Below are 19,689 nucleotides of genomic sequence, written 5' to 3'. Positions count from 1 at the left end.
ATGCCGCAGGGGCCGCAGCGCCCACGGCCGGCTCGAACCTCAGGATAGCCGCCCGTTCCGACACCGAGGAGTCGCCATGCCCGCATGGGAGTACATCACCACCCCGCTGCTCATCCACAACACCGCCGCCATCCTGAACAACTGGGGGTCCGAGGGATGGGAGCTCGTGCAGGTCGTGCAGGGTCCGGAGGGAGGGCTCGTGGCGTACCTGAAGCGTCCCGTCGGAGGCGAGTCGTCGACCGCGGCATCCGCCGGCCAGGCCGCAGCCGCACAGGCCGCCAAGCAGTTCGAGGGTGACGCCTGATGGGCGCCGTCGGGGATCGGCTGGCCGAGCTCGGCATCGAGCTGCCCGCCGTGGCGGCTCCGGTCGCCGCCTACGTGCCCGCCGTCGTGACGGGGAACCTGCTCTTCACCTCCGGCCAGCTGCCCTTCGTCGCGGGTTCCCTGCCCGCGACCGGCAAGGTCGGCGACGGCCAGGGCCTCGTGCCCGCCGACGACGCGAAGGAGTATGCGCGCCTCTGCGCCCTGAACGCCCTCGCGGCGGTCGAGGCCGAGATCGGCTCCCTCGAGCGGGTGACCCGCGTGGTCAAGGTCGTCGGCTTCGTGGCGTCCGACCCGGCCTTCACGGGTCAGCCCGGCGTCGTCAACGGCGCGTCCGAGTTCATCGGCGACGTCTTCGGGGATGCCGGGCGCCACGCGCGTTCGGCGGTCGGCGTCGCGGTGCTGCCGCTCGACGCACCCGTCGAGGTCGAGCTCGTCGTCGAGTTCGCGTAGCACGCCGGGCGACGCCCCGAGACGACGGATGCCGCGGCCGAACCTCCGGCCGCGGCATCCGTCGTTCGGACGGGTCAGCGCAACTGCGCGCTGATGACCTCCATGATCGACGTGTCGGCGAGCGTGGTCGTGTCGCCGACCTCGCGGCCCTCGGCGAGATCGCGCAGCAGGCGTCGCATGATCTTGCCCGAGCGCGTCTTCGGCAGCTCGTTGACGATGAACACCTGTCGCGGGCGTGCGATCGCGCCGATCTGAGTCGCGACGTGCCTGCGCAGCTCCTCGCTGGCCTCCAGCGGGTCGTTCACGTGCGAGACCTGGCTGGCCTTCAGGATCACGAACGCGACGACCGCCTGCCCGGTGGTCTCGTCCGAGGCGCCGACCACGGCGGCCTCGGCCGTCCACGGGTGGGCGACGAGCGAGGACTCGATCTCGGCGGTCGACAGGCGGTGGCCCGAGACGTTCATGACGTCGTCGACGCGGCCGAGCAGCCAGATGTCGCCGTCCTCGTCGCGCCGTGCGCCGTCGCCGGCGAAGTACTTGTCGCCGAACTTCTCCCAGTAGGTCTCCCTGAAGCGCTCCGGGTCGCCCCAGATGCCGCGGAGCATCGACGGCCACGGCTCCGTGGCGACGAGCAGGCCTCCGCCCTCGCCCTCGACGGCGGTGCCGTCGTCGTCGAGGATGTCGATCGAGATCCCGGGGACGGGCACCTGCGCCGAGCCGGGCTTCAGGTCGGTGACGCCAGGCAGCGCCGAGATCATGATCGCGCCGGTCTCGGTCTGCCACCACGTGTCGACCACGGGGATCGAGCCGCCGCCGATGACGTGTCGGTACCAGATCCATGCCTCGGGGTTGATCGGCTCGCCCACCGAGCCCAGCAGGCGGAGCGTGCGCAGGTTGAACTCGTGCGGGATCTGCCGGCCGAGCTTCATGAACGAGCGGATGGCGGTCGGCGCCGTGTACAGGATCGTGACGCCGTACTTCTCGACGATCTCCCACCAGCGGCCGGGGTGCGGCGTGTCGGGCGTGCCCTCGTAGAGGACCTGGGTCGCGCCGTTGGCGAGCGGCCCGTAGACGACGTAGGAGTGGCCGGTGATCCAGCCGACGTCGGCCGTGCACCAGTAGACGTCGCGTTCCGGGTGCAGGTCGAACACGTTCCGGTGCGTGAAGGCCGCCTGGGTGAGGTAGCCGCCCGAGGTGTGCAGGATGCCCTTCGGCTTCCCGGTCGTGCCCGAGGTGTAGAGGATGAACAGCGGATGCTCCGCCTCGAACGCCTTCGCCTCGTGCTCGTTCGACGCGGTCGCGACGCTCTCGTGCCACCACACGTCGCGGTCGGCGTTCCAGTCGACCTCGTTCTCGCCGCGACGGACGACGAGCACGTTCCGGACGCTCCCGGCCGACTTCTCGAGCGCCTCGTCGACGACCGGCTTCAACGGGAACACGCGGCCCTTGCGGTAGCCGCCGTCTGCGGTGATGACGACGGATGCCTCGGCATCGTCGATGCGCGACGCGAGGCTGTCGGCGCTGAACCCGCCGAAGACGACGGAGTGGATCGCGCCGAGGCGCGCCACCGCGAGCATCGACACGACGGCCTCCGGGATCATCGGCAGGTAGATGGCGACGCGGTCGCCCTCGCGGACGCCGAGGTCGATGAGCGTATTGGCGGCGCGCTTGACCTCGTCGGTCAGCTCGGCGTACGTGATGGCGCGCGAGTCCCCGGGCTCGCCCTCCCAATGGAGGGCGACCCGCTCGCCGAGCCCCGCCTCGACATGGCGGTCGAGGCAGTTGACGGCGACGTTGAGCTCGCCGTCGTCGAACCACTTGGCGAACGGCGGGTTCGACCAGTCGAGCGTGCGGGTGAAGGGCTTCTCCCACTGGAGCAGCGTGCGGGCCTGGTCGGCCCAGAACTGGAGCCGGTCGGCGCGAGCAGCGTCGTAGAGGCTCTCGTCGGCGACGGCCTGGGCGGCGAACTCGGGACTCGGGCGGAAGCGCCGGATCTCCTCGAGCGCGTGATCGATCTGCGCGTTCATAGTGGTGCGATCGCTCCTTCGCGAAGTATTCAGATGACGGGTCGCCTGCCCCACACAGCACCATAGCGGCAGCCGCCCGATGTTGGCTGCGTGTGTCGTGTGCGGGGGTGGTCCTCCCGGGCGTACGCTTGGGTCCGCGCGAGGGGGCGCGATGCGGCGGAGATCTCGCCGCTCGAACCGCCCGAGGCCCTGCGGTCGATCCGGGGCAGGTGCGGAAACCGTTGCCGGCGGTCCGATTCACCCTCGAATTCCGTCGAGATCCGACCATCAACTGGAGGATCTCGACGAGATATCTGTGCGTCCGCACAAATGAGGACAAAAAGTACTTGCGCATGGATCTCCAGCCCATACACTTGGGTACGCCCGAACAACTTCGATTCGAGGCCTGCAGCGCTCGCGATTCCCCCCAATCCGTGCGCTGCCGAGGCGGCACCTGTTCCCCCCAATGGGTGCCGCCCCCTTCTTTTAACGCGGCGTCCCGGATGCCGACAGCACGAGCTCTCCTCCACAACGGCGTGGTGGGGAGCTCGTCTCGTCTCCGGCTCCCGCCGTCCCGGCACGAGGCGACGCGCGCCTAGCGTCGTCCCCATGCCCGCCCCGTTCGTCCCCGTCCCGTCGTGGGAGCGCGAGGCCGCGACGGAATGGGCGCCGCCCGGACCGGGGCGGACGGGTCCGGGAGCCGCCGACGCGACGGACGCCGCGGTCGGGCGAGACGAGATGTCGACGGTCGTGGCCGATGTCGCCGCGCTCGGGCCGCTCGCACCCTTCGCCGCCGACCTCGCCGTCACCGACCTCTTCGTGAACGGAGGGCGCGGGCTCTGGGTCGACCGCGGCGCCGGACCGGAGCATCACCCCGCCTGGCGCGCCGACGAGGCCGAGGTCCGCTCCCTCGCGGTGCACCTCATCGCGCGGGGCGGACGGCACATCGACGAGGCGACCCCCGCGGTCGATGTCCGGCTCGGCGACGGCATCCGCGTGCATGCCGTGCTCCCCCCACTGTCCGCCTCCGGCACCCTCCTGTCGGTCCGGGTGCCCCGCGCAGCGGGGGCGAGCCTCGGTGCACTCGCCCGGTCCGGCATGTTCGGCCCGGAGCAGGAACGTCGGCTGCGCGACGCGGTGCGGGATCGTCGCAACATCCTCATCACCGGCGCGGGCGGCACGGGCAAGACGACGCTGCTCGGCGCGCTGCTCGCCGAAGCGTCCCCCGGCGATCGGATCGTGCTCCTCGAAGACGTCGCGGAGCTGCGGCCAGCGCATCCGCACGTCGTGTCCCTCGAGGCCAGGCAGGCGAACCTGGAGGGCACGGGGCGGATCGGGCTCGACGTGCTCCTGCGCGAGGCGCTCCGCATGCGCCCGGACCGGCTCGTCGTGGGGGAGTGCCGCGGCCCGGAGCTGCGCGATCTCCTCGCGGCGCTGAACACCGGGCACGACGGCGGCGCCGGCACGCTCCACGCGAACTCGCTCGCCGACGTGCCGGCGCGGCTCGAGGCGCTCGGCGCGACGACCGGGATGTCGGCTCAGGCGGTCGCGCGCCAGGCGGTCAGCGCATTCGACCTCGTCGTGCACCTCGAGCGGGTCGACGGCCGACGTCGAGTCGCCGGGATCGGCCGGCTCCGGCTCGACGGCGACACGCTGGAGGTGGAGGGATGCTGAGCCTCCGGATGCCTGCGGTGCCGGCGCGGATCCTCGGACGCGAGCGCGCGGACGACTCGGCCGGTCCCGACCGGGTCGCCGGGATCGCCGAGCGGATGGCCGCGCTGCTGTCGGCCGGGCTCGCGCCGGCGACCGCATGGGCCGCGCTCGCCGCACCGGCGGACGGCGGAGACCGCCCGACACGTCCGGACGCGGGCCGGGACGCCGATACGGCCCTGGTCGCACGCGCGGCACGGGCGGCGGCCGACGGCGCGTCGGTCGCCGACGCCGTCGACGCGGCCCGAGCGTCGAACGGAGCGGTCGCGCCCTCGTGGGCCGTGCTCGCCGCGGCATGGGCGGTCGCGGATGCATCGGGCGCGCCGCTCGCGCGCTGCCTGACGATGCTCGCCGCGACCCTGCGCGACGAGGCCCAACTCCGTCGGGAGGCCGCCGCGCTCCTCGCGGGACCGGCGGCGAGCGCGCGCCTCGTGGCGGCGCTGCCGCTGATCGCCGTCGCGTTCGGCGCCCTGCTCGGGTTCGACACGCTCGGCGTGCTCCTCGGCGGGCCGATCGGACTCGGCTGCCTGGCGGCCGGGTCGGCGCTGCTCTGGTGCGGGGCGCGGTGGAACCGCGCCCTCATCCGGCGGGCCGCGGTCGCGCACCCCGCAGCCGGACTCGAGCTCGAACTGCTCGCGATGGCCCTCTCGAGCGGCGCATCGGTCGCCAGGGCCGAGCGGATCGTGCACGACGCGTTGGCTCGGCACCTGCCCGGATCCGCGGCGCCAGGCGAGGCGGCATCCGTCGTCAGGCTCGCCGAGCGCGCCGGGTCGCCCGTGGCGGACTTGCTCCGTGCCGAGGCGGGTCGCATCCGCGGCGCGGCGCGCGCCCAGGGAGCGGCGCGCGCCGCGACGCTCGGGGTGCGGCTGATGCTCCCGCTCGGCTGCTGCGTGCTTCCGGCGTTCGTGCTGCTCGGCGTCGCCCCGCTCATGATCTCGGTCGTCACAGGCACCCTCGGCGGTGCCGTGTGACGTCGTCCCGACTCGTGCCACCGTCGCCGCAGTGCGCGGCAGAGAGAAGGAGAACCGCATGCATCACGAACCGTCACTCGATCCGCCGGCTCGAGACGTGCCTGCGCGGAGGGCGCGCGCACGCGTCGTCGTCGTCGCGGTCGCGCGTCGACTCGCAGGGGACCGCGGCGCCGCCACCGCCGAGTACGCCGTCGCGACGATGGCGGCCGTCGGCTTCGCCGGGCTGCTCGTCGTCATCCTGCGCGGAGACGAGGTCCGCGGGATCCTCACCGACCTCGTGCGGAATGCGCTCACGGTCGGCTGACCACGAGCGGGGCAGCGTGACGGCGGAGTTCGCCGTCGCGCTGCCCGCGATCGCCCTGGTGCTCGCTGCGACGCTCGCCTCGGTGCACGCCGTCGCACTGCAGGTCCGACTCGCGGATGCGGCGGCGGACGCCGCTCGAGCCCTCGGGCGCGGGGACCCGGTCGACGCGGCGGCCGGCATCGCGGGGCGGCAGGTGCCGGGGGCGGGCCTCACAATCGTCGACGACGGGGAGTTCGTCTGCGCGATCCTGTCGACGCGCCCGGGCGGGGTGCTCGCGGCGCTCGAGATCCGCGCCGAGTCGTGCGCGATGCGGGGCGGGCTGTGACGGGCGGGCTCTCGGACCGAGCGCGCCGAGCGAGCAGGTTCGCCGAGGAATCGGGGGCGGCGACGGTCCTCGCCGTCGCGATCCTCGGTGCCGTGGTCGCGCTCGGCGTCGCGGCGGTGGGTGTGCTCGGGGCGTCCGTGGCGTCGCAGTCTGCCGCGAACGCCGCAGACGCCTCGGCCCTCGCCGCCGCCGACGCCGTCAGCGGCGCCGTGGCCGGTGAGCCGTGCACGCTGGCGGGCGACCTCGCGCGCCGGAACGGCGCGACGCTCGTCCGGTGCCGGATCGAGGGGCCGGTCGCCGTCGTCTCGGTCGAGGTCGCGGTCGGTCCCGTCCGCGCGACGGCGGGCGCGCGCGCGGGGCCACCCGGCTGGGCGGGGTGACGGGCGCCGGCCGCGCCGGGCGTCGAGGCGCCCGTCGAACCGGCGAGGACCTCCAGCAGCCGGAGGAAGTCGAGCGAATCGAGCTCGAGGTCCTGACGCAGCCGGGCGCTCGGGTCGACGTCTTCCGACTCGACGTCGGGGAGCGGTCCGGCGGCACGCCTCGCAGGCTCCGCTGGGTTGACGCTCAATGTATACACGAAGTTCGCAGGTCGACGAGACGCGGTAACTGATCCGCACGCGAATCAGACATTCGTTGCGGCAGTGACCGCATCCGTGTATACATGAGTCGTCGACGACGAGGGCGGGAGGAGTCGCATGCGAGCCGGTGAACGCGCGTACGAGACGCTCCGCACCGAGATCCTCGACGGCGTGCTGGGCCCCGGCACCGTCCTGCAGGAGGTCGAGCAGTCGGTCCGCCTCGGCGTCAGCCGGACCCCGGTGCGCGAGGCGCTGCGCCGGCTCGCCGCCGACGGCCTCGTCGAGCCCACGGCTCGCGGCACGATCGTGACCGCGATCTCGCGAGCCGACATCGTCGCGCTCTACGAGCTCCGCGAAGCGCTCGAGGCGCGCGCCGCCGGGCTCGCCGCGCGACGGCGCGCGGAGGCCCCGTTCGTCGCGATCGGCGACCGCCTCCGCGAGGCGCCGCGACTCCTCGGCGAGGGGGAGGAGGGGCTGACGCGCTACTTCGAGATCGTCGACGACCTCGACCGTGCGATCGACGACGCGGCGGCGAATCCGTTCCTCGGCAGCGCGCTCCGCAGCGTCCAGCTGCACTCGGCGCGCATCCGGCGCCTGTCGCGGTACAACCCCGAGCGGCTCCGCGCCGCCGCGCGGGAGCACGAGCTGATCGTCGAGGCGATCATCGCCGGCGACGCCGAGCTCGCCTCGCACGCGACCCACGTGCACCTCCACCGGAGCCTGACCAACGCGCTCGTGAGCGCCCCCGACGACGAGGTTGCCGCGCCGCCCGGCACCGACGCGTCGCGGGTCGCGTGAGCGAGGCATCCGCTCGCCCACTCGGCCGCCGGCTCGTTCCGCGCCCGAAGACCTCCCGAACGAACGAAGCGAACACCGAACCGAAAGGCCCACCGTGCAGCTCCACCACGTGCGCGTGCACCGCAGCGAGGAGAACCTCGCTCGCCCCGACCAGCTCGCCTGGAAGATCGCCGAGGTCGCCGCCGACCCGGTCGAGGTGACCGACGAGGTCGCCGAGATGGTCGTGAACCGCGTCATCGACAACGCCGCCGTCGCCGCCGCATCCCTCACCCGCGGCCCGATCATCGCCGCCCGAGCGCAGGCGACCGCGCACCCGGTGTCCGTCGGCGGCGAGGGCGCGACCGTGTTCGGGCTCGAGCCCGCCCGCCGCACGAGCCCCGAGTGGGCGGCCTGGGCCAACGGGGTGGCCGTGCGCGAGCTCGACTTCCACGACACGTTCCTCGCCGCCGACTACTCGCACCCCGGCGACAACATCCCGCCGATCGTCGCCGTCGCGCAGCACCTCGCCTCGCAGCGGGGCCTCGGCGGTCGAGAGGTCGTGCGCGGCATCGCGACCGGCTACGAGATCCAGGTCGACCTGGTGAAGGCGATCTCCCTGCACAAGCACAAGATCGACCACGTCGCCCACCTCGGTCCCTCTGCCGCGGCCGGCATCGGCACGCTCCTCGGCCTCGACCGGGAGACGATCTTCCAGGCCGTCGGCCAGGCGCTGCACACCACGACCGCGACGCGGCAGTCCCGCAAGGGCGAGATCTCCACCTGGAAGGCGCACGCCCCGGCCTTCGCCGGGAAGATGGCGGTCGAGGCCGTGGATCGCGCGATGCGCGGGCAGACGAGCCCCGTGCCGATCTACGAGGGGGAGGACGGCGTGATCGCCTGGCTCCTCGACGGGCCCGACGCCTCCTACGAGGTGCCGCTGCCCGAGGCGGGCGAGGCGAAGCGCGCCATCCTCGACACCTACACGAAGGAGCACTCGGCCGAGTACCAGGCGCAGGCCTGGATCGACCTCGCCCGCAGGCTCCACCGCGAGCACCCCGTGCTCGTCGCCGACCCGTCGCGCATCGCGAGCGTCGTCATCCACACGTCGCACCACACGCACTACGTCATCGGCTCGGGCGCGAACGACCCCCAGAAGTACGATCCGGATGCCTCGCGCGAGACGCTCGACCACTCGATCCCGTACATCTTCACGGTCGCCCTGCAGGACGGCACGTGGCACCACGTCGACTCGTACTCGCCCGAGCGCGCCGGTCGACCCGACACCGTCGAGCTCTGGCGCAGGGTCACCACGGTCGAGGACCCGGAGTGGACGCGCCGGTACCACTCGCTCGACATCGGCGAGAAGGCGTTCGGCGGCCGGGTCGTCATCACGCTCGAGGGTGGAGAGACGATCGTCGACGAGATCGCCGTGGCCGACGCGCACCCGCTCGGGGCGCGCCCGTTCGGACGCGAGCAGTACGTCGAGAAGTTCCGGACCCTCGCGGACGGCGTCCTCGAGGCGGCGGAGATCGATCGCTTCCTCGACGTCGCCCAGCGACTCCCCGAGCTCGGCCCCGACGAGCTCGGCGAGCTCACCATCGTCGCCGCATCCGGCGTTCTCGCCCGATTCGACACGCCCCGCGGCATCTTCTAGGAGGACCCATGCTGTACGCACAGACCACCCCGGCCGACAAGCGCGCCGGCTTCCGCGAGCGCCTCGCGAGCGGCGAGCTGCTCCGCTTCCCCGGCGCGTTCAACCCGCTGTCCGCCCGGCTCATCGAGCGCAAGGGCTTCGACGGCGTGTACATCTCGGGCGCCGTGCTCTCCGCCGACCTGGGGCTGCCCGACATCGGGCTGACCACGCTCACGGAGGTCGCCGGCCGGGCGAAGCAGATCGCGCGGATGACCGAGCTGCCCGCGATCGTCGACGCCGACACCGGCTTCGGCGAGCCCATGAACGTCGCGCGCACCGTCCAGGAGATGGAGGACACGGGCCTCGCCGGCCTGCACATCGAGGACCAGGTGAACCCCAAGCGGTGCGGACACCTCGACGGCAAGCAGGTCGTCGACGAGCACACCGCCCTGCAGCGCATCCGCGCAGCGGTCGACGCCCGTCGCGACCCGAACTTCCTCATCATGGCGCGCACCGACATCGCCGCGGTCGACGGGCTGGACGCCGCGATCGACCGCGCGAAGGCGCTCGTCGACGCGGGCGCCGACGCGATCTTCCCCGAGGCGATGCGCTCGCTCGAGGAGTTCGCGGCCATGCGTGCCGCGGTCGACGTGCCCCTGCTGGCGAACATGACCGAGTTCGGCAAGAGCGAGCTCTTCACCGTGCAGCAGCTCGCCGACGTCGGCATGAACCTCGTGATCTGGCCGGTCTCGCTCCTGCGCCTCGCGATGGGGGCGGCCGACCGCGGCCTCGACGAGCTGGTGGATGCCGGTGCCCTCACGGGCCTCCTGCCGCAGATGCAGCACCGGGCCGACCTCTACGAGCTCATCGACTACGAGGGCTACAACCACTTCGACACCTCGATCTTCAACTTCACGGTCGCGCGTTGAGGCGCGGCCCCGAGAGGAGCACGGCATGACGGACACCATCACTGCGCCTGCGCCCGCACCCGAGATCCGCAAGGGACTCGCGGGCGTCGTGGTCGACACGACCGCGATCTCGAAGGTGAACCCCGAGACGAACTCGCTGCTCTACCGCGGATACCCCGTGCAGGAGCTCGCAGCGACCAGGCGCTTCGAGGAGGTCGCGTACCTGCTCTGGCACGGCGAGCTGCCGGACGCCGCCCAGCTCGCGGAGTTCCGCGCCACCGAGCGCGCGGGGCGCGCCCTGCAGCCGAACGTGAAGGCGGCGATCGACCTGCTGCCGATGTCGGCGCACCCGATGGACGTCGTGCGAACGGCCGTCAGCGTGATCGGGGCCTCCGATCCGGCGACGGACGACGCGAGCCGCGAGGCGAACCTCGCCAAGTCGACGGCGCTGTTCGCGGCGCTGCCCGCGATCGTGGCGTACGACCAGCGTCGCCGTCGAGGCCAGGAGCCCGTGCCGCCGCGCGGCGACCTCGACTACTCGGCGAACTTCCTCCACATGTCGTTCGGCGAGGTGCCCGACCAGGTCGTCGTCGATGCGTTCGACGTGTCGATGATCCTGTACGCCGAGCACTCGTTCAACGCGTCGACCTTCACCGCGCGAGTCATCACCTCGACGCTCTCCGACCTGTACTCCGCGGTCACGGGTGCGATCGGCGCACTCAAGGGCCCGCTCCACGGCGGGGCGAACGAGGCGGTCATGCGCATCTTCGACGAGATCGGGGATGCCGAGAACGTCGTGCCGTGGCTGGATGCAGCACTCGCGGAGAAGCGCAAGATCATGGGGTTCGGCCACCGCGTCTACAAGAACGGCGACTCGCGCGTGCCGACGATGGAGTCCTCGCTCGACACGCTCGTCGCACACTACGAACGGCCTGACCTCGCCGAGCTGTACGACGCCCTCTCCGGCGAGTTCGTGGAGCGCAAGGGCATCCACCCGAACCTGGACTACCCGTCGGGTCCGGCCTACCACCTCATGGGGTTCGACACCGAGACCTTCACGCCGCTGTTCGTCGCCTCGCGGGTCACCGGGTGGACGGCGCACATCATGGAGCAGGCCGCCTCGAACGCGCTCATCCGCCCGCTGTCGCACTACGACGGCGTCGACGAGCGCCACGTGTAGCCGGGTCGGCTCGCGCGCCCGAGGCGTGGCGCACCTCCGGGGTGCGTCACGCCTCAGGCATCCGCTTCAGTCGAAGACGGTCTCGATGAAGCGGTACTCGACGGCCGAGGGGCGATCGTCGCCCGGCGCGTCGAACTCCAGTCCCGCGCCGCGGGAGTAGACGTAGTGCTTTCCGCCGTCGCCGGGGAAGCTGATCCTCGGCTGCGGATCGCCGGTGTCGAGGAAGCCGGTCGAGACCGTCTTCCCCTCGAGTGGTCCGTCGATCAGCTTGGCGGTGTAGGTGCCGGATGACGTGTCCATGGCGCCATTCTCCACCTGTCCTCCACGGCCGCAAGGGACTTTCCTCCCCGCGTCGCAACGCGCCACGGAGGGCTTCCTCACGGTCGATATGTGTATGGTGTGCCATGTCGGCGTCATCCGCCGGCCGATGGCACACCGCTCGGGGGCGCGGCGATGATGTGCGTCCCTCGTTTCCGTCCATGAGCAAGAGGAGTCCGGTGTCTGGCGCGAAGAAACTCGTGATCGTGGAGTCGCCGACCAAGATGAAGTCGATCGCCCAGTACCTCGGCGACGGCTACGAGGTGCTCTCGTCGGTCGGCCACATCCGCGACCTCATCGAGCCCAAGAACCTGCCTCCCGAGCTGAAGAAGGGCTCGCTCGGCAAGTTCTCCGTCGACGTCGAGAACGGCTTCGAGCCCTACTACGTCGTCTCGGACGCGAAGAAGAAGACGGTCGCCGAACTCAAGCGCGCACTGAAGGGCGCCGACGAACTCCTGCTCGCCACCGATGAGGACCGCGAGGGCGAGGCCATCGCGTGGCACCTCCTGCAGGAGCTCAAGCCCAAGGTGCCCGTGCGGCGCATGGTCTTCCACGAGATCACGAAGGACGCGATCCTCAAGGCCAAGGACGAGACACGCGAGCTCGACACCGCACTCGTCGACGCGCAGGAGACCCGACGCATCCTCGACCGCCTCTACGGCTACGAGGTCTCGCCGGTGCTCTGGCGCAAGGTCGGGCCCGGGCTGTCGGCCGGCCGTGTGCAGTCGGCCGCGACGCGACTCGTCGTCGACCGCGAGCGCGAGCGCCTCGCATTCGTGGCCGCCTCGTACTGGGACCTGATCGGCCGCTTCACCAAGGAGTCCTCGTCGTTCGAAGCCAGGCTCGTCCGCGTCGGCGGGGAGCGCATCGCGACCGGTCGCGACTTCGACGACTCCGGCCGACTGACCGGCAAGGCCGTCGTGCTCGACGAGGCCACCGCGCAGTCGCTGACCGCCGCGCTGCGCGACGACACCGTGGCGCGCCGCGTGAGCCGCGTCGAGTCGAAGCCGTACTCGCGGCGCCCCGCCGCACCGTTCACGACCTCCACGCTGCAGCAGGAGTCGGCGCGGAAGCTCCGGCTCTCGGCGCGCGACACGATGCGCGTCGCGCAGTCGCTCTACGAGAACGGCTACATCACCTATATGCGCACCGACTCGGTGTCGCTGTCGCAGCAGGCGATCCAAGCCGCGCGCACGCAGGCAGTGAAGCTGTACGGCGCCGACAGCGTGCCCGACAAGCCCCGCGCCTACGCCGGCAAGTCGAAGAACGCGCAGGAGGCGCACGAGGCGATCCGGCCGTCCGGCGAGGTCTTCCGCACGCCCTCCGAGCTGCAGAGCGTCCTCCGCGGCAGCGAGTTCAAGCTGTACGACCTCATCTGGAAGCGGACCGTCGCCTCCCAGATGGCCGACGCCAAGGGGCAGACCGCGACCGTCACGATCGAGGTCGGGCCGACGGCGACCGATGCCGCGGAGCCCGAGTCGCCCACGGCCGCCGTCGCCGGCACGACCGCCGAGTTCACCGCGAGCGGCACCGTGATCACGTTCCGCGGCTTCCTCGCCGCGTACGAGGAGAGCCGCGACGAGGAGCGCAACGCCGACGACGCGCCCGGCGAGGCGAAGCTCCCGCAGCTCGCCGAGGGCGAGGCCGTCGGCCTCGCCGAGCTCCAGGCCAAGGGCCACGAGACGAGCCCGCCGCCCCGCTACACCGAGGCGAGCCTCGTGAAGCGACTCGAGGAACTCGGCATCGGCCGACCCTCGACGTTCGCGTCGATCATCTCCACCATCATCGACCGCGGCTACGTGACGCAGCGCGGGCAGGCGCTGGTGCCGAGCTGGGTCGCGTTCTCGGTCGTGCGCCTGCTCGAGGAGCACTTCGGCGACCTCGTCCAGTACGACTTCACGGCCGAGATGGAGGACGACCTCGACCGCATCGCGTCCGGAGAGGCCGACCGCGTCGACTGGCTGAACGAGTTCTACTTCGGCAGCGACCGGCACACGGGCCTTCGCCAGGTCGTCGACAACCTCGGCGACATCGACGCGCGAGAGATCAACTCGATCGTGATCGGGCCCGGCCTGACGCTCCGCATCGGCCGGTACGGCCCGTACCTCGAGACCGTCGACCCCGAGGCCGCCGCAGACGCGCCGCCGCGCCGCGTGAACCTGCCCGAGGGCCTCGCCCCCGACGAGCTCACGGCCGAGAAGGCGCGCGAACTCATCGAAGCGCCGGTGCAGACCGACCGCGTGCTCGGCGTCAATCCCGACAACGGCAAGCAGATCGTCGTGAAGGACGGCCGGTTCGGACCCTACGTGACCGAGCTCGAGCCCGAGCCAGAGACGGCCGAGGCATCCGTCGACCCGGCGACCGGCGAAGTCGCCGAGGCGCAGGGCCAGCCGGTGAAGGCGGCCAAGCGCGGCACCAAGAAGGCCGCGGCGCCCAAGCCGCGGACCGCCTCGCTGTTCAAGAGCATGCAGATCGAGGAGGTCGACCTCGCGACCGCGCTGCAGCTGCTCGACCTGCCGCGGGTGGTCGGTCTCGACCCCGAGTCGGGTGACGAGATCACCGCGCAGAACGGCCGGTACGGTCCCTACCTCAAGAAGGGCACCGACACGCGCACGCTCCCGAGCGAGGACGCGATCTTCGACATCGACCTGGCCGGAGCCCAGGAGCTCTTCGCGCAGCCGAAGTACGGCGCGCGACGCGCGTCGAGCGCGCTGAAGGAGTTCGCGGAGGACCCGGTGAGCGGCAAGCCGATCAAAGTGAAGGACGGCCGCTTCGGTCCGTACGTGACCGACGGCACGACGAACGCCACGATCCCGCGCGCCGAGTCCGTGGAGGACATCACGTTCGAGCGAGCGGTCGAGCTCCTCCAGATCAAGCGCGACAAGGGTCCGGCACCGGCACGCGGCACACGCTCGACCGCAGCGAAGTCCGGTGCCAAGAAGGCACCCGCCAAGCGCACGACCACCCGTACGGCGAAGAAGAGCTCGTGAGCCGCGGGCTGTTCCTCACCCTCGAGGGCGGCGACGGTTCGGGCAAGACCACCCAGGCGGAACTGCTCGAGCAGTGGTTGACGGCCGAGGGCCGCACCGTCGTGCGCACGCGCGAACCGGGCGGGACCGAGGTCGGGGTCGAGGTGCGCGAGATCGTGCTGCACCATCGCGGCGACATCGCGCCGCGCGCCGAGGCGCTCCTCTACGCGGCCGACCGGGCCCACCACGTCGCCACGGTCGTGCGACCCGCGCTCGCGCGCGGCGAGGTCGTCGTGCAGGATCGCTACATCGACTCCTCGGTCGCCTACCAGGGTGCCGGCCGTGTGCTCGACGCCGCCGAGGTCCGCTCCATCTCCGAGTGGGCGACCGAGGGCCTCGCGCCCGACCTCACGGTCCTCCTCGACCTGCCGTCCGACGTCGCCCGTCGGCGTCTCGACGGTGCGCGGACGCGCTACGACCGCCTCGAAGCCGAGGCGGGGGAGTTCCACGCCCGTGTGCGGGAGGCCTACCTCGCCCTCGCCGAGGCCGAGCCCGACCGCTTCCTCGTCGTCGACGCGACCCGCCCCGTCGACGAGATCCACTCCCTGATCCGCGCACGCGTCGAGGGGCTCGCGTGAGCGTCGGAGTCCGCTCCACGACGGCAGCGCCTTCCGCTCGAGGCACCCGCCCTGGCGCCGCCGCTGTCGTCGGCCGAAGGTAGCGTGGAATCGTGACCGTGTGGAGCGACCTGACGGGTCAGGATGCCGCGATCGCCGTGCTGCGCACTGCGGCCGCGGCCGCGGCCGACTCACGGGCGGGCGCAGACATGACCCACTCGTGGTTGATCACCGGTCCGCCCGGTTCCGGGCGCTCGAATCTCGCCTACGCGTTCGCCGAGGCGCTCCTCTCCGGCAGCCCGGACGGCGATCGGACCACCCGCGCACAGGTCATCGCGCGCAGCCATCCCGACCTGCACGTGCTCGCGACCGAGGGCGTGATCATCAAGGTCGCCGACGTGCGCAAGATCGTCGAGCGGTCGCACTACGCGCCGTCCGTCGGCCACCACCGCGTCATCGTCGTCGAAGACGCCGACCGCATGACCGAGCAGACCTCGAACGTGCTCCTGAAGGAATTGGAGGAGCCGCCCGACCGCACGGTCTGGATCCTCTGCGCGCCGAGCGAAGCCGACCTCATCCCCACGATCCGCTCCCGCGTGCGATCGGTGCGACTGCAGGTGCCCGGCATCGCCGCGGTCGCCGACCTCCTCGTCCGCAGGGACGGCGTCGATCGCGGCGTCGCCGAGCGCGCGGCGCGCGAGGCGCAGAGCCACATCGGCATGGCGCATCGGCTCGCCACGAGCGCCGAGGCGCGCGACCGCCGCGACGAGACCCTCCGGCTCGCGCTGCAGGTCCGATCGACGCCCGGCGCCGTGCTCACCGCGGCGCGCCTGATCGAGATCGCGGGCGACGACGCGAAGGCCATCACCGAGCTCCGCGACGCCGAGGAGCGCGAGCACACCCTCCGTTCGCTCGGCGTCGCGCCCGGCCAGGCCGTTCCGGCCGCCCTCCGCTCGCAACTCCGCGCGCTCGAGGAGGACCAGAAGCGACGTGCGACCCGGAGCCTGCGCGACGGGATCGACCGGATCCTCGTCGACCTCGCATCGCTGTTCCGCGACATCCTCGTCACGCAGCTCGGCGCGGAGGTCGACCTCGTCAACCTCGACATCGCCGCCGACGTCGACCGCGCCGCGGCATCCGCGACCCCGGCGCAGACGCTCGCGACGCTCGACGCCATCCAGGAGGCCCGCATCCGCATCGACGCCAACGTCCAGCCCACGCTCGCCCTCGAGGCGATGCTCGTCTCGGCGATCCGTCGACCGGAGCCGGCTAGCGGGGTGCGCTCGTGAGCGTGCGCGGCCGCCTCGTCTCCGCGTCGGCCGTCGTGGTGGCGTCGGTGCTGCTGCTCGGGGGGTGCAGCCTCCCGTCCTTCCTGGGCGGCGGGACGGAGCGGTCCGAGCCGACCGGCGAGCGCGTCTCGGCCGAGCTCGAGCCGTTCTACTCGCAGGTGCTCGAGTGGGAGCGCTGCGACGACAAGCTCTGCGCGACCGCCACCGCACCCCTCGACTGGAGCGACCCGGGCGCGGGCGAGATCGAGCTGGCGCTCGTGCGCCGCCCGGCGAGCGGGCAGAAGATCGGCTCGCTGCTGGTGAACCCGGGCGGGCCCGGAGGTTCGGGGTACGAGTTCATCGCCGACTCCGTCGACTACGCGGTGGGGCCGCGGTTGCTGGAGCGGTACGACGTGGTGGGCTTCGACCCGCGCGGCGTCGGCCGGTCGACCGCGGTGACGTGCTTCGACGCCGCGCAGATGGACGACTTCCTCTACGGCATCGTTCCCGCCGAGCGCGGCAGCGACGAGTGGATCGCCGACGTCACCGAGGCGAACCGCGCGTTCGGGCAGGCGTGCTCCGACGAGACCGGAGAACTGCTCGCCAACGTCGACACCGTGAGCGCGGCGCGCGACCTCGACCTCCTCCGCGCGATCCTCGGCGATGAGCGCCTGAACTACCTCGGGTACTCGTACGGCACGTTCCTCGGCGCGACCTATGCCGGGCTCTACCCCGAGAAGACGGGCCGCCTCGTGCTCGACGGCGCGATCGACCCGACGGCGAGCAACCAGGAGGTCAACATCGCCCAGTCGGTCGGGTTCGAGGACGCGCTGCGCGCGTATCTCGACGAATGCCTGTCCGGCACGGAGTGCCCGTTCTCCGGATCGGTGGACGACGCCGCAGACGAGGTGGCGCGCCTGCTCGCCTCGGTCGAGGCGAGCCCGCTGCGCGGGAGCGATGGCCGGATGCTCGGGGCCGACGCGCTCGTGACCGCGATCATCTACCCCCTGTACAGCGCCGAGAGCTGGCCCTACCTCAGCGACATGTTCGAGTCGGTGATGTTCGGCGAAGCCGACATCGCGCTTGCGTTCGCCGACCTCTACAACGGACGCGAGCAGGACGGCACATACCGCGACAACTCGACCGAGGCGTTCCGGGCCATCAACTGCCTCGACTACGCCTACGACGACGATCCGGCGAAGATGCGCGCCGGCGCGGCCGAGCTCGCCGAGGCCGCACCGATCATCGGTCCGTACTTCGGGTACGGCGACATCGGGTGCGCGCAGTGGCCGGTCCAGAGCGAGGCCGAGCGGACCGCGATCACGGCCGAGGGGGCAGCCCCGATCATGGTCATCGGCACCACCGGCGACCCGGCGACGCCCTACCAGTGGGCGGAGGCGCTCGCTGCGCAGCTCGACTCCGGGTTCCTCGTCAGCTACGACGGCGAGGGCCACACGGCCTACCGCAAGTCGAACGCGTGCATCGACGAGACCGTCGAGGACTTCCTCGTCGACGGCACCGTGCCCGCCGCCGACCCGCGCTGCTGACCCGGGTGCGTGGAGTGGTCATGAGCCTGCCGAAAACCCGCTAACATGGTCTCTCGTGCCGTTCGGTGTGATTCGCAACGGATGCCACGCCGCCTTAGCTCAGTCGGCAGAGCGATTCACTCGTAATGAATAGGTCGGGGGTTCGATTCCCCCAGGCGGCTCCACTCGGAAAGCCCCCTCCAAAGGAGGGGGCTTTCGGCGTCTTCGTCGGCCTCGCGCACCTCGTTCCCCGTCGAGTCGGCGACGTTCCGTCACTCGGTGGCCGGGAGGCCCTGCCACGATGCGGTCGGCCCCCATGGCACCCCGTCTCCGGTGGCCCTGACCGTCAGATCGGTCCGGCCGGTGCCGTCCGATGCGATGGTGAACCAGCTTCGGTCGTCGTGGGCGACGAGCAGTTGGCCGTCCGGTGACCAGGCGTCCGCGGTGGCGTTCTCGGCGATCTTGACGGCGCCGTCGCCGTCGATGTCGGCGACCCAGATGTCGGTCAGGATCCGGTCGTCCCCGTCGAGTTCGTAGTCGGTGTGGTACGCGAGGTGCCGACCGTCGGGCGAGACCAATGGGCCTGCCCCGTCGGCGATGACCGTGTGCCGGATCCCGTCCGGAACCGTGACCGCGTCGATCGTGGCGGGCCGCCACTGCTCGCCGGAACCGGGCCCGAAGATCCGGCCCTCGTTGAGGAAGACGGCCGAGGAGTCCGCCGCCCAGCCGACGTCGTTCGCCCACGACAGGGTGTCGGAGAGCACGATCCATCCGTCACGCTCCGGCGGATCGGCGAGGGCCGACTCATCCAAGGCGCCGGTCGGCACCGCCACTACAGAGTGGCCGTACACGCCGCGCTCTTCGGCTACTGCGAGCCAGCGTCCGTCGGGCGACCATCCCAGAACCGAGATCTCGGGCGAGACCTCCGAAGCGCGAGCGGTCGTCAGGTCGACGAGCACCGATCCGACGCCGTCGTGGCCGCCGCATCCGCCGATCCCGCAGGAACGCCGGTCGACGATGAGCGTGGTCCCGTTCGGCGCCCATTCGATCGATGAGGGCACCATCGAACGGTCGAAGCCGCCCTGATCGCGCGAGAACGCGTGACCGATGCCCAACGTGAGGATCGATTCCCCGGTCGCGCCGTCCACGACGACCAGGTCGCAGACGTCGACGCACGCCGCGGCCTGTGCGAACCCGAGCGACCTGATCGCGCTCTTCGCCTGCTCGCCGTCCGGCGGGTCCGAGCGGATGAACGCGAGCAGGGCGCCGTCGGGCGACCACGACGGCGCGTACTCGTCCAGCGTCGACGTCGAGGTCAGTCGAGTCGGCACGGCGCTGCCGGATGCGAGGAGGTAGATGTCGCTGGGCGCCCCCGCTGCCGACGTGCCCACGGTGGCCAGGGCTCCGTTCTCCCCGGTCGTCGACGTCGCCGCGGCCGGCGGACCGCTCAGGCCGATGGTGCGGTCGACGACGCCGGTGGAGAGGTCGGTCGGACGGCTGAGTCCGAGCACGAGCACGATGACGCCGGCGGAGGCGGCGATCAGCGCCGCCACGATGAGGGTCCGACGCCGTCCCGCGCGGCGCCACGCCTCCTCGATCAGTGCTCGCACGCTTCTCGGCGCCGAGGATCCGGCCGCGCTCGGGCGGGAATCGGGTTCGAGCTCGATCGGCGGCGGATCGGCGTCGCCGCGCTGCGATGAGACGTCCGGTGTGCGGGGCGGGGACGAGATGGACATGTGCGCGCCTCCTCGACGGTTATGGCGCTATCACGAGTAGCACCATCCTACCTCTCGCGATCGATTTCGGGAACCTGCGACGGTCGGCG

18 protein-coding genes and 1 tRNA gene are annotated in these 19,689 nt (G+C 71.8%); 16 read left to right on the top strand and 3 right to left on the bottom strand.

Features of this window, described 5'->3' with window-relative positions; genetic code table 11:
• Positions 1-76: 76 nt before the first annotated feature.
• Positions 77-304, top strand: coding sequence for a hypothetical protein (locus tag ACFVHK_RS15425; protein ID WP_129233419.1), 228 nt, complete (start codon positions 77-79; stop codon positions 302-304).
• Positions 304-774, top strand: a complete 471-nt coding sequence (locus ACFVHK_RS15420) for a RidA family protein (RefSeq protein WP_376929599.1) — start codon at positions 304-306, stop codon at positions 772-774. The genes ACFVHK_RS15425 and ACFVHK_RS15420 overlap by 1 nt, the downstream gene beginning before the upstream one ends.
• 74 nt (positions 775-848) lie before the next feature.
• Here ACFVHK_RS15420 and acs read toward each other — a convergent pair whose 3' ends face one another.
• Entirely contained in the window at positions 849-2,801 is a 1,953-nt protein-coding gene (acs, locus tag ACFVHK_RS15415; RefSeq protein WP_376929598.1) for an acetate--CoA ligase, read from the bottom strand.
• Positions 2,802-3,389: 588 nt separating this feature from the next.
• On the opposite strand from acs, the gene ACFVHK_RS15410 reads away from it, so the two are divergent.
• From ACFVHK_RS15410 to ACFVHK_RS15370, 9 genes are all read left to right on the top strand, one after another.
• Positions 3,390-4,454: a TadA family conjugal transfer-associated ATPase gene (locus ACFVHK_RS15410; RefSeq protein ID WP_376929597.1), complete on the top strand. Its 1,065-nt coding sequence runs from the start codon at positions 3,390-3,392 to the stop codon at positions 4,452-4,454.
• Positions 4,448-5,461 (top strand): type II secretion system F family protein, encoded by a 1,014-nt coding sequence (locus ACFVHK_RS15405; RefSeq protein WP_376929596.1) that lies wholly within the window; start codon positions 4,448-4,450, stop codon positions 5,459-5,461. The genes ACFVHK_RS15410 and ACFVHK_RS15405 overlap by 7 nt, the downstream gene beginning before the upstream one ends.
• Before the next feature lie 58 nt (positions 5,462-5,519).
• Positions 5,520-5,765 carry a DUF4244 domain-containing protein gene (locus tag ACFVHK_RS15400; protein WP_376929595.1) on the top strand — a complete coding sequence of 82 codons (246 nt, stop codon included), beginning with the start codon at positions 5,520-5,522 and terminating at the stop codon, positions 5,763-5,765.
• Between the two features lie 16 nt (positions 5,766-5,781).
• Entirely contained in the window at positions 5,782-6,090 is a 309-nt protein-coding gene (locus ACFVHK_RS15395) for a TadE family type IV pilus minor pilin (protein ID WP_376929594.1), read from the top strand.
• Entirely contained in the window at positions 6,087-6,470 is a 384-nt protein-coding gene (locus tag ACFVHK_RS15390) for an Rv3654c family TadE-like protein (RefSeq protein WP_376929593.1), read from the top strand. The genes ACFVHK_RS15395 and ACFVHK_RS15390 overlap by 4 nt, the downstream gene beginning before the upstream one ends.
• A 315-nt stretch (positions 6,471-6,785) precedes the next feature.
• A complete protein-coding gene (locus tag ACFVHK_RS15385; RefSeq protein WP_376929592.1) occupies positions 6,786-7,466 on the top strand; it encodes a GntR family transcriptional regulator in 681 nt (226 codons plus the stop codon).
• A 94-nt stretch (positions 7,467-7,560) separates the two neighbouring features.
• Positions 7,561-9,099, top strand: coding sequence for an MmgE/PrpD family protein (locus tag ACFVHK_RS15380; RefSeq protein ID WP_376929591.1), 1,539 nt, complete (start codon positions 7,561-7,563; stop codon positions 9,097-9,099).
• 8 nt (positions 9,100-9,107) lie between these two features.
• Positions 9,108-10,007 carry a methylisocitrate lyase gene (gene prpB, locus ACFVHK_RS15375; RefSeq protein ID WP_376929590.1) on the top strand — a complete coding sequence of 300 codons (900 nt, stop codon included), beginning with the start codon at positions 9,108-9,110 and terminating at the stop codon, positions 10,005-10,007.
• Between the two features lie 25 nt (positions 10,008-10,032).
• Positions 10,033-11,166, top strand: coding sequence for a bifunctional 2-methylcitrate synthase/citrate synthase (locus tag ACFVHK_RS15370; protein WP_376929589.1), 1,134 nt, complete (start codon positions 10,033-10,035; stop codon positions 11,164-11,166).
• A gap of 66 nt (positions 11,167-11,232) precedes the next feature.
• Here the strand turns inward: ACFVHK_RS15370 and ACFVHK_RS15365 are convergent, their stop codons facing one another.
• On the bottom strand, positions 11,233-11,466 hold the full coding sequence (locus ACFVHK_RS15365) for a hypothetical protein (RefSeq protein ID WP_154344670.1): 234 nt from the start codon (positions 11,464-11,466) through the stop codon (positions 11,233-11,235).
• A 197-nt stretch (positions 11,467-11,663) separates the two neighbouring features.
• Here ACFVHK_RS15365 and topA point away from each other — a divergent pair, with 197 nt between their 5' ends.
• The 5 genes from topA to ACFVHK_RS15340 all read left to right on the top strand — a co-directional run bounded on the left by topA (position 11,664) and on the right by ACFVHK_RS15340 (position 18,049).
• A complete protein-coding gene (gene topA, locus ACFVHK_RS15360; protein WP_376929588.1) occupies positions 11,664-14,474 on the top strand; it encodes a type I DNA topoisomerase in 2,811 nt (936 codons plus the stop codon).
• On the top strand, positions 14,471-15,091 hold the full coding sequence (gene tmk / locus ACFVHK_RS15355; protein WP_376929587.1) for a dTMP kinase: 621 nt from the start codon (positions 14,471-14,473) through the stop codon (positions 15,089-15,091). The genes topA and tmk overlap by 4 nt, the downstream gene beginning before the upstream one ends.
• Positions 15,092-15,183: 92 nt before the next feature.
• On the top strand, positions 15,184-16,359 hold the full coding sequence (locus ACFVHK_RS15350) for a DNA polymerase III subunit delta' (RefSeq protein WP_376929586.1): 1,176 nt from the start codon (positions 15,184-15,186) through the stop codon (positions 16,357-16,359).
• Complete coding sequence (locus ACFVHK_RS15345) at positions 16,356-17,885, top strand: alpha/beta hydrolase (RefSeq protein WP_376929585.1); 1,530 nt, start codon at positions 16,356-16,358, stop codon at positions 17,883-17,885. Before ACFVHK_RS15350 ends, ACFVHK_RS15345 begins: the two co-directional genes overlap by 4 nt.
• Before the next feature lie 88 nt (positions 17,886-17,973).
• Positions 17,974-18,049, top strand: a tRNA-Thr gene (locus ACFVHK_RS15340).
• A gap of 87 nt (positions 18,050-18,136) precedes the next feature.
• Here the strand turns inward: ACFVHK_RS15340 and ACFVHK_RS15335 are convergent.
• Complete coding sequence (locus ACFVHK_RS15335; RefSeq protein WP_376929584.1) at positions 18,137-19,600, bottom strand: hypothetical protein; 1,464 nt, start codon at positions 19,598-19,600, stop codon at positions 18,137-18,139.
• Between the last annotated feature and the right edge of the window lie 89 nt (positions 19,601-19,689).

The organism is Agromyces binzhouensis, assembly GCF_042672355.1.
Classification (GTDB): Bacteria; Actinomycetota; Actinomycetes; order Actinomycetales; family Microbacteriaceae; genus Agromyces; species Agromyces binzhouensis.
The sequence above is the reverse complement of the archived record's forward strand: the minus strand, read 5'-3'. Positions and strand labels throughout refer to the sequence as shown.

Excerpts from the sequence above, each read along its gene's own strand:
- acs (WP_376929598.1), bottom strand. The coding sequence starts at position 2,801 with ATGAACGCGCAGATCGATCACGCGCTCGAGGAGATCCGGCGCTTCCGC.
- ACFVHK_RS15335 (WP_376929584.1), bottom strand. The coding sequence starts at position 19,600 with ATGTCCATCTCGTCCCCGCCCCGCACACCGGACGTCTCATCGCAGCGC.
- ACFVHK_RS15410 (WP_376929597.1), top strand. The coding sequence starts at position 3,390 with ATGCCCGCCCCGTTCGTCCCCGTCCCGTCGTGGGAGCGCGAGGCCGCG.
- ACFVHK_RS15405 (WP_376929596.1), top strand. The coding sequence starts at position 4,448 with ATGCTGAGCCTCCGGATGCCTGCGGTGCCGGCGCGGATCCTCGGACGC.
- ACFVHK_RS15400 (WP_376929595.1), top strand. The coding sequence starts at position 5,520 with ATGCATCACGAACCGTCACTCGATCCGCCGGCTCGAGACGTGCCTGCG.
- ACFVHK_RS15425 (WP_129233419.1), top strand. The coding sequence starts at position 77 with ATGCCCGCATGGGAGTACATCACCACCCCGCTGCTCATCCACAACACC.
- ACFVHK_RS15420 (WP_376929599.1), top strand. The coding sequence starts at position 304 with ATGGGCGCCGTCGGGGATCGGCTGGCCGAGCTCGGCATCGAGCTGCCC.
- ACFVHK_RS15370 (WP_376929589.1), top strand. The coding sequence starts at position 10,033 with ATGACGGACACCATCACTGCGCCTGCGCCCGCACCCGAGATCCGCAAG.
- ACFVHK_RS15385 (WP_376929592.1), top strand. The coding sequence starts at position 6,786 with ATGCGAGCCGGTGAACGCGCGTACGAGACGCTCCGCACCGAGATCCTC.
- prpB (WP_376929590.1), top strand. The coding sequence starts at position 9,108 with ATGCTGTACGCACAGACCACCCCGGCCGACAAGCGCGCCGGCTTCCGC.
- ACFVHK_RS15365 (WP_154344670.1), bottom strand. The coding sequence starts at position 11,466 with ATGGACACGTCATCCGGCACCTACACCGCCAAGCTGATCGACGGACCA.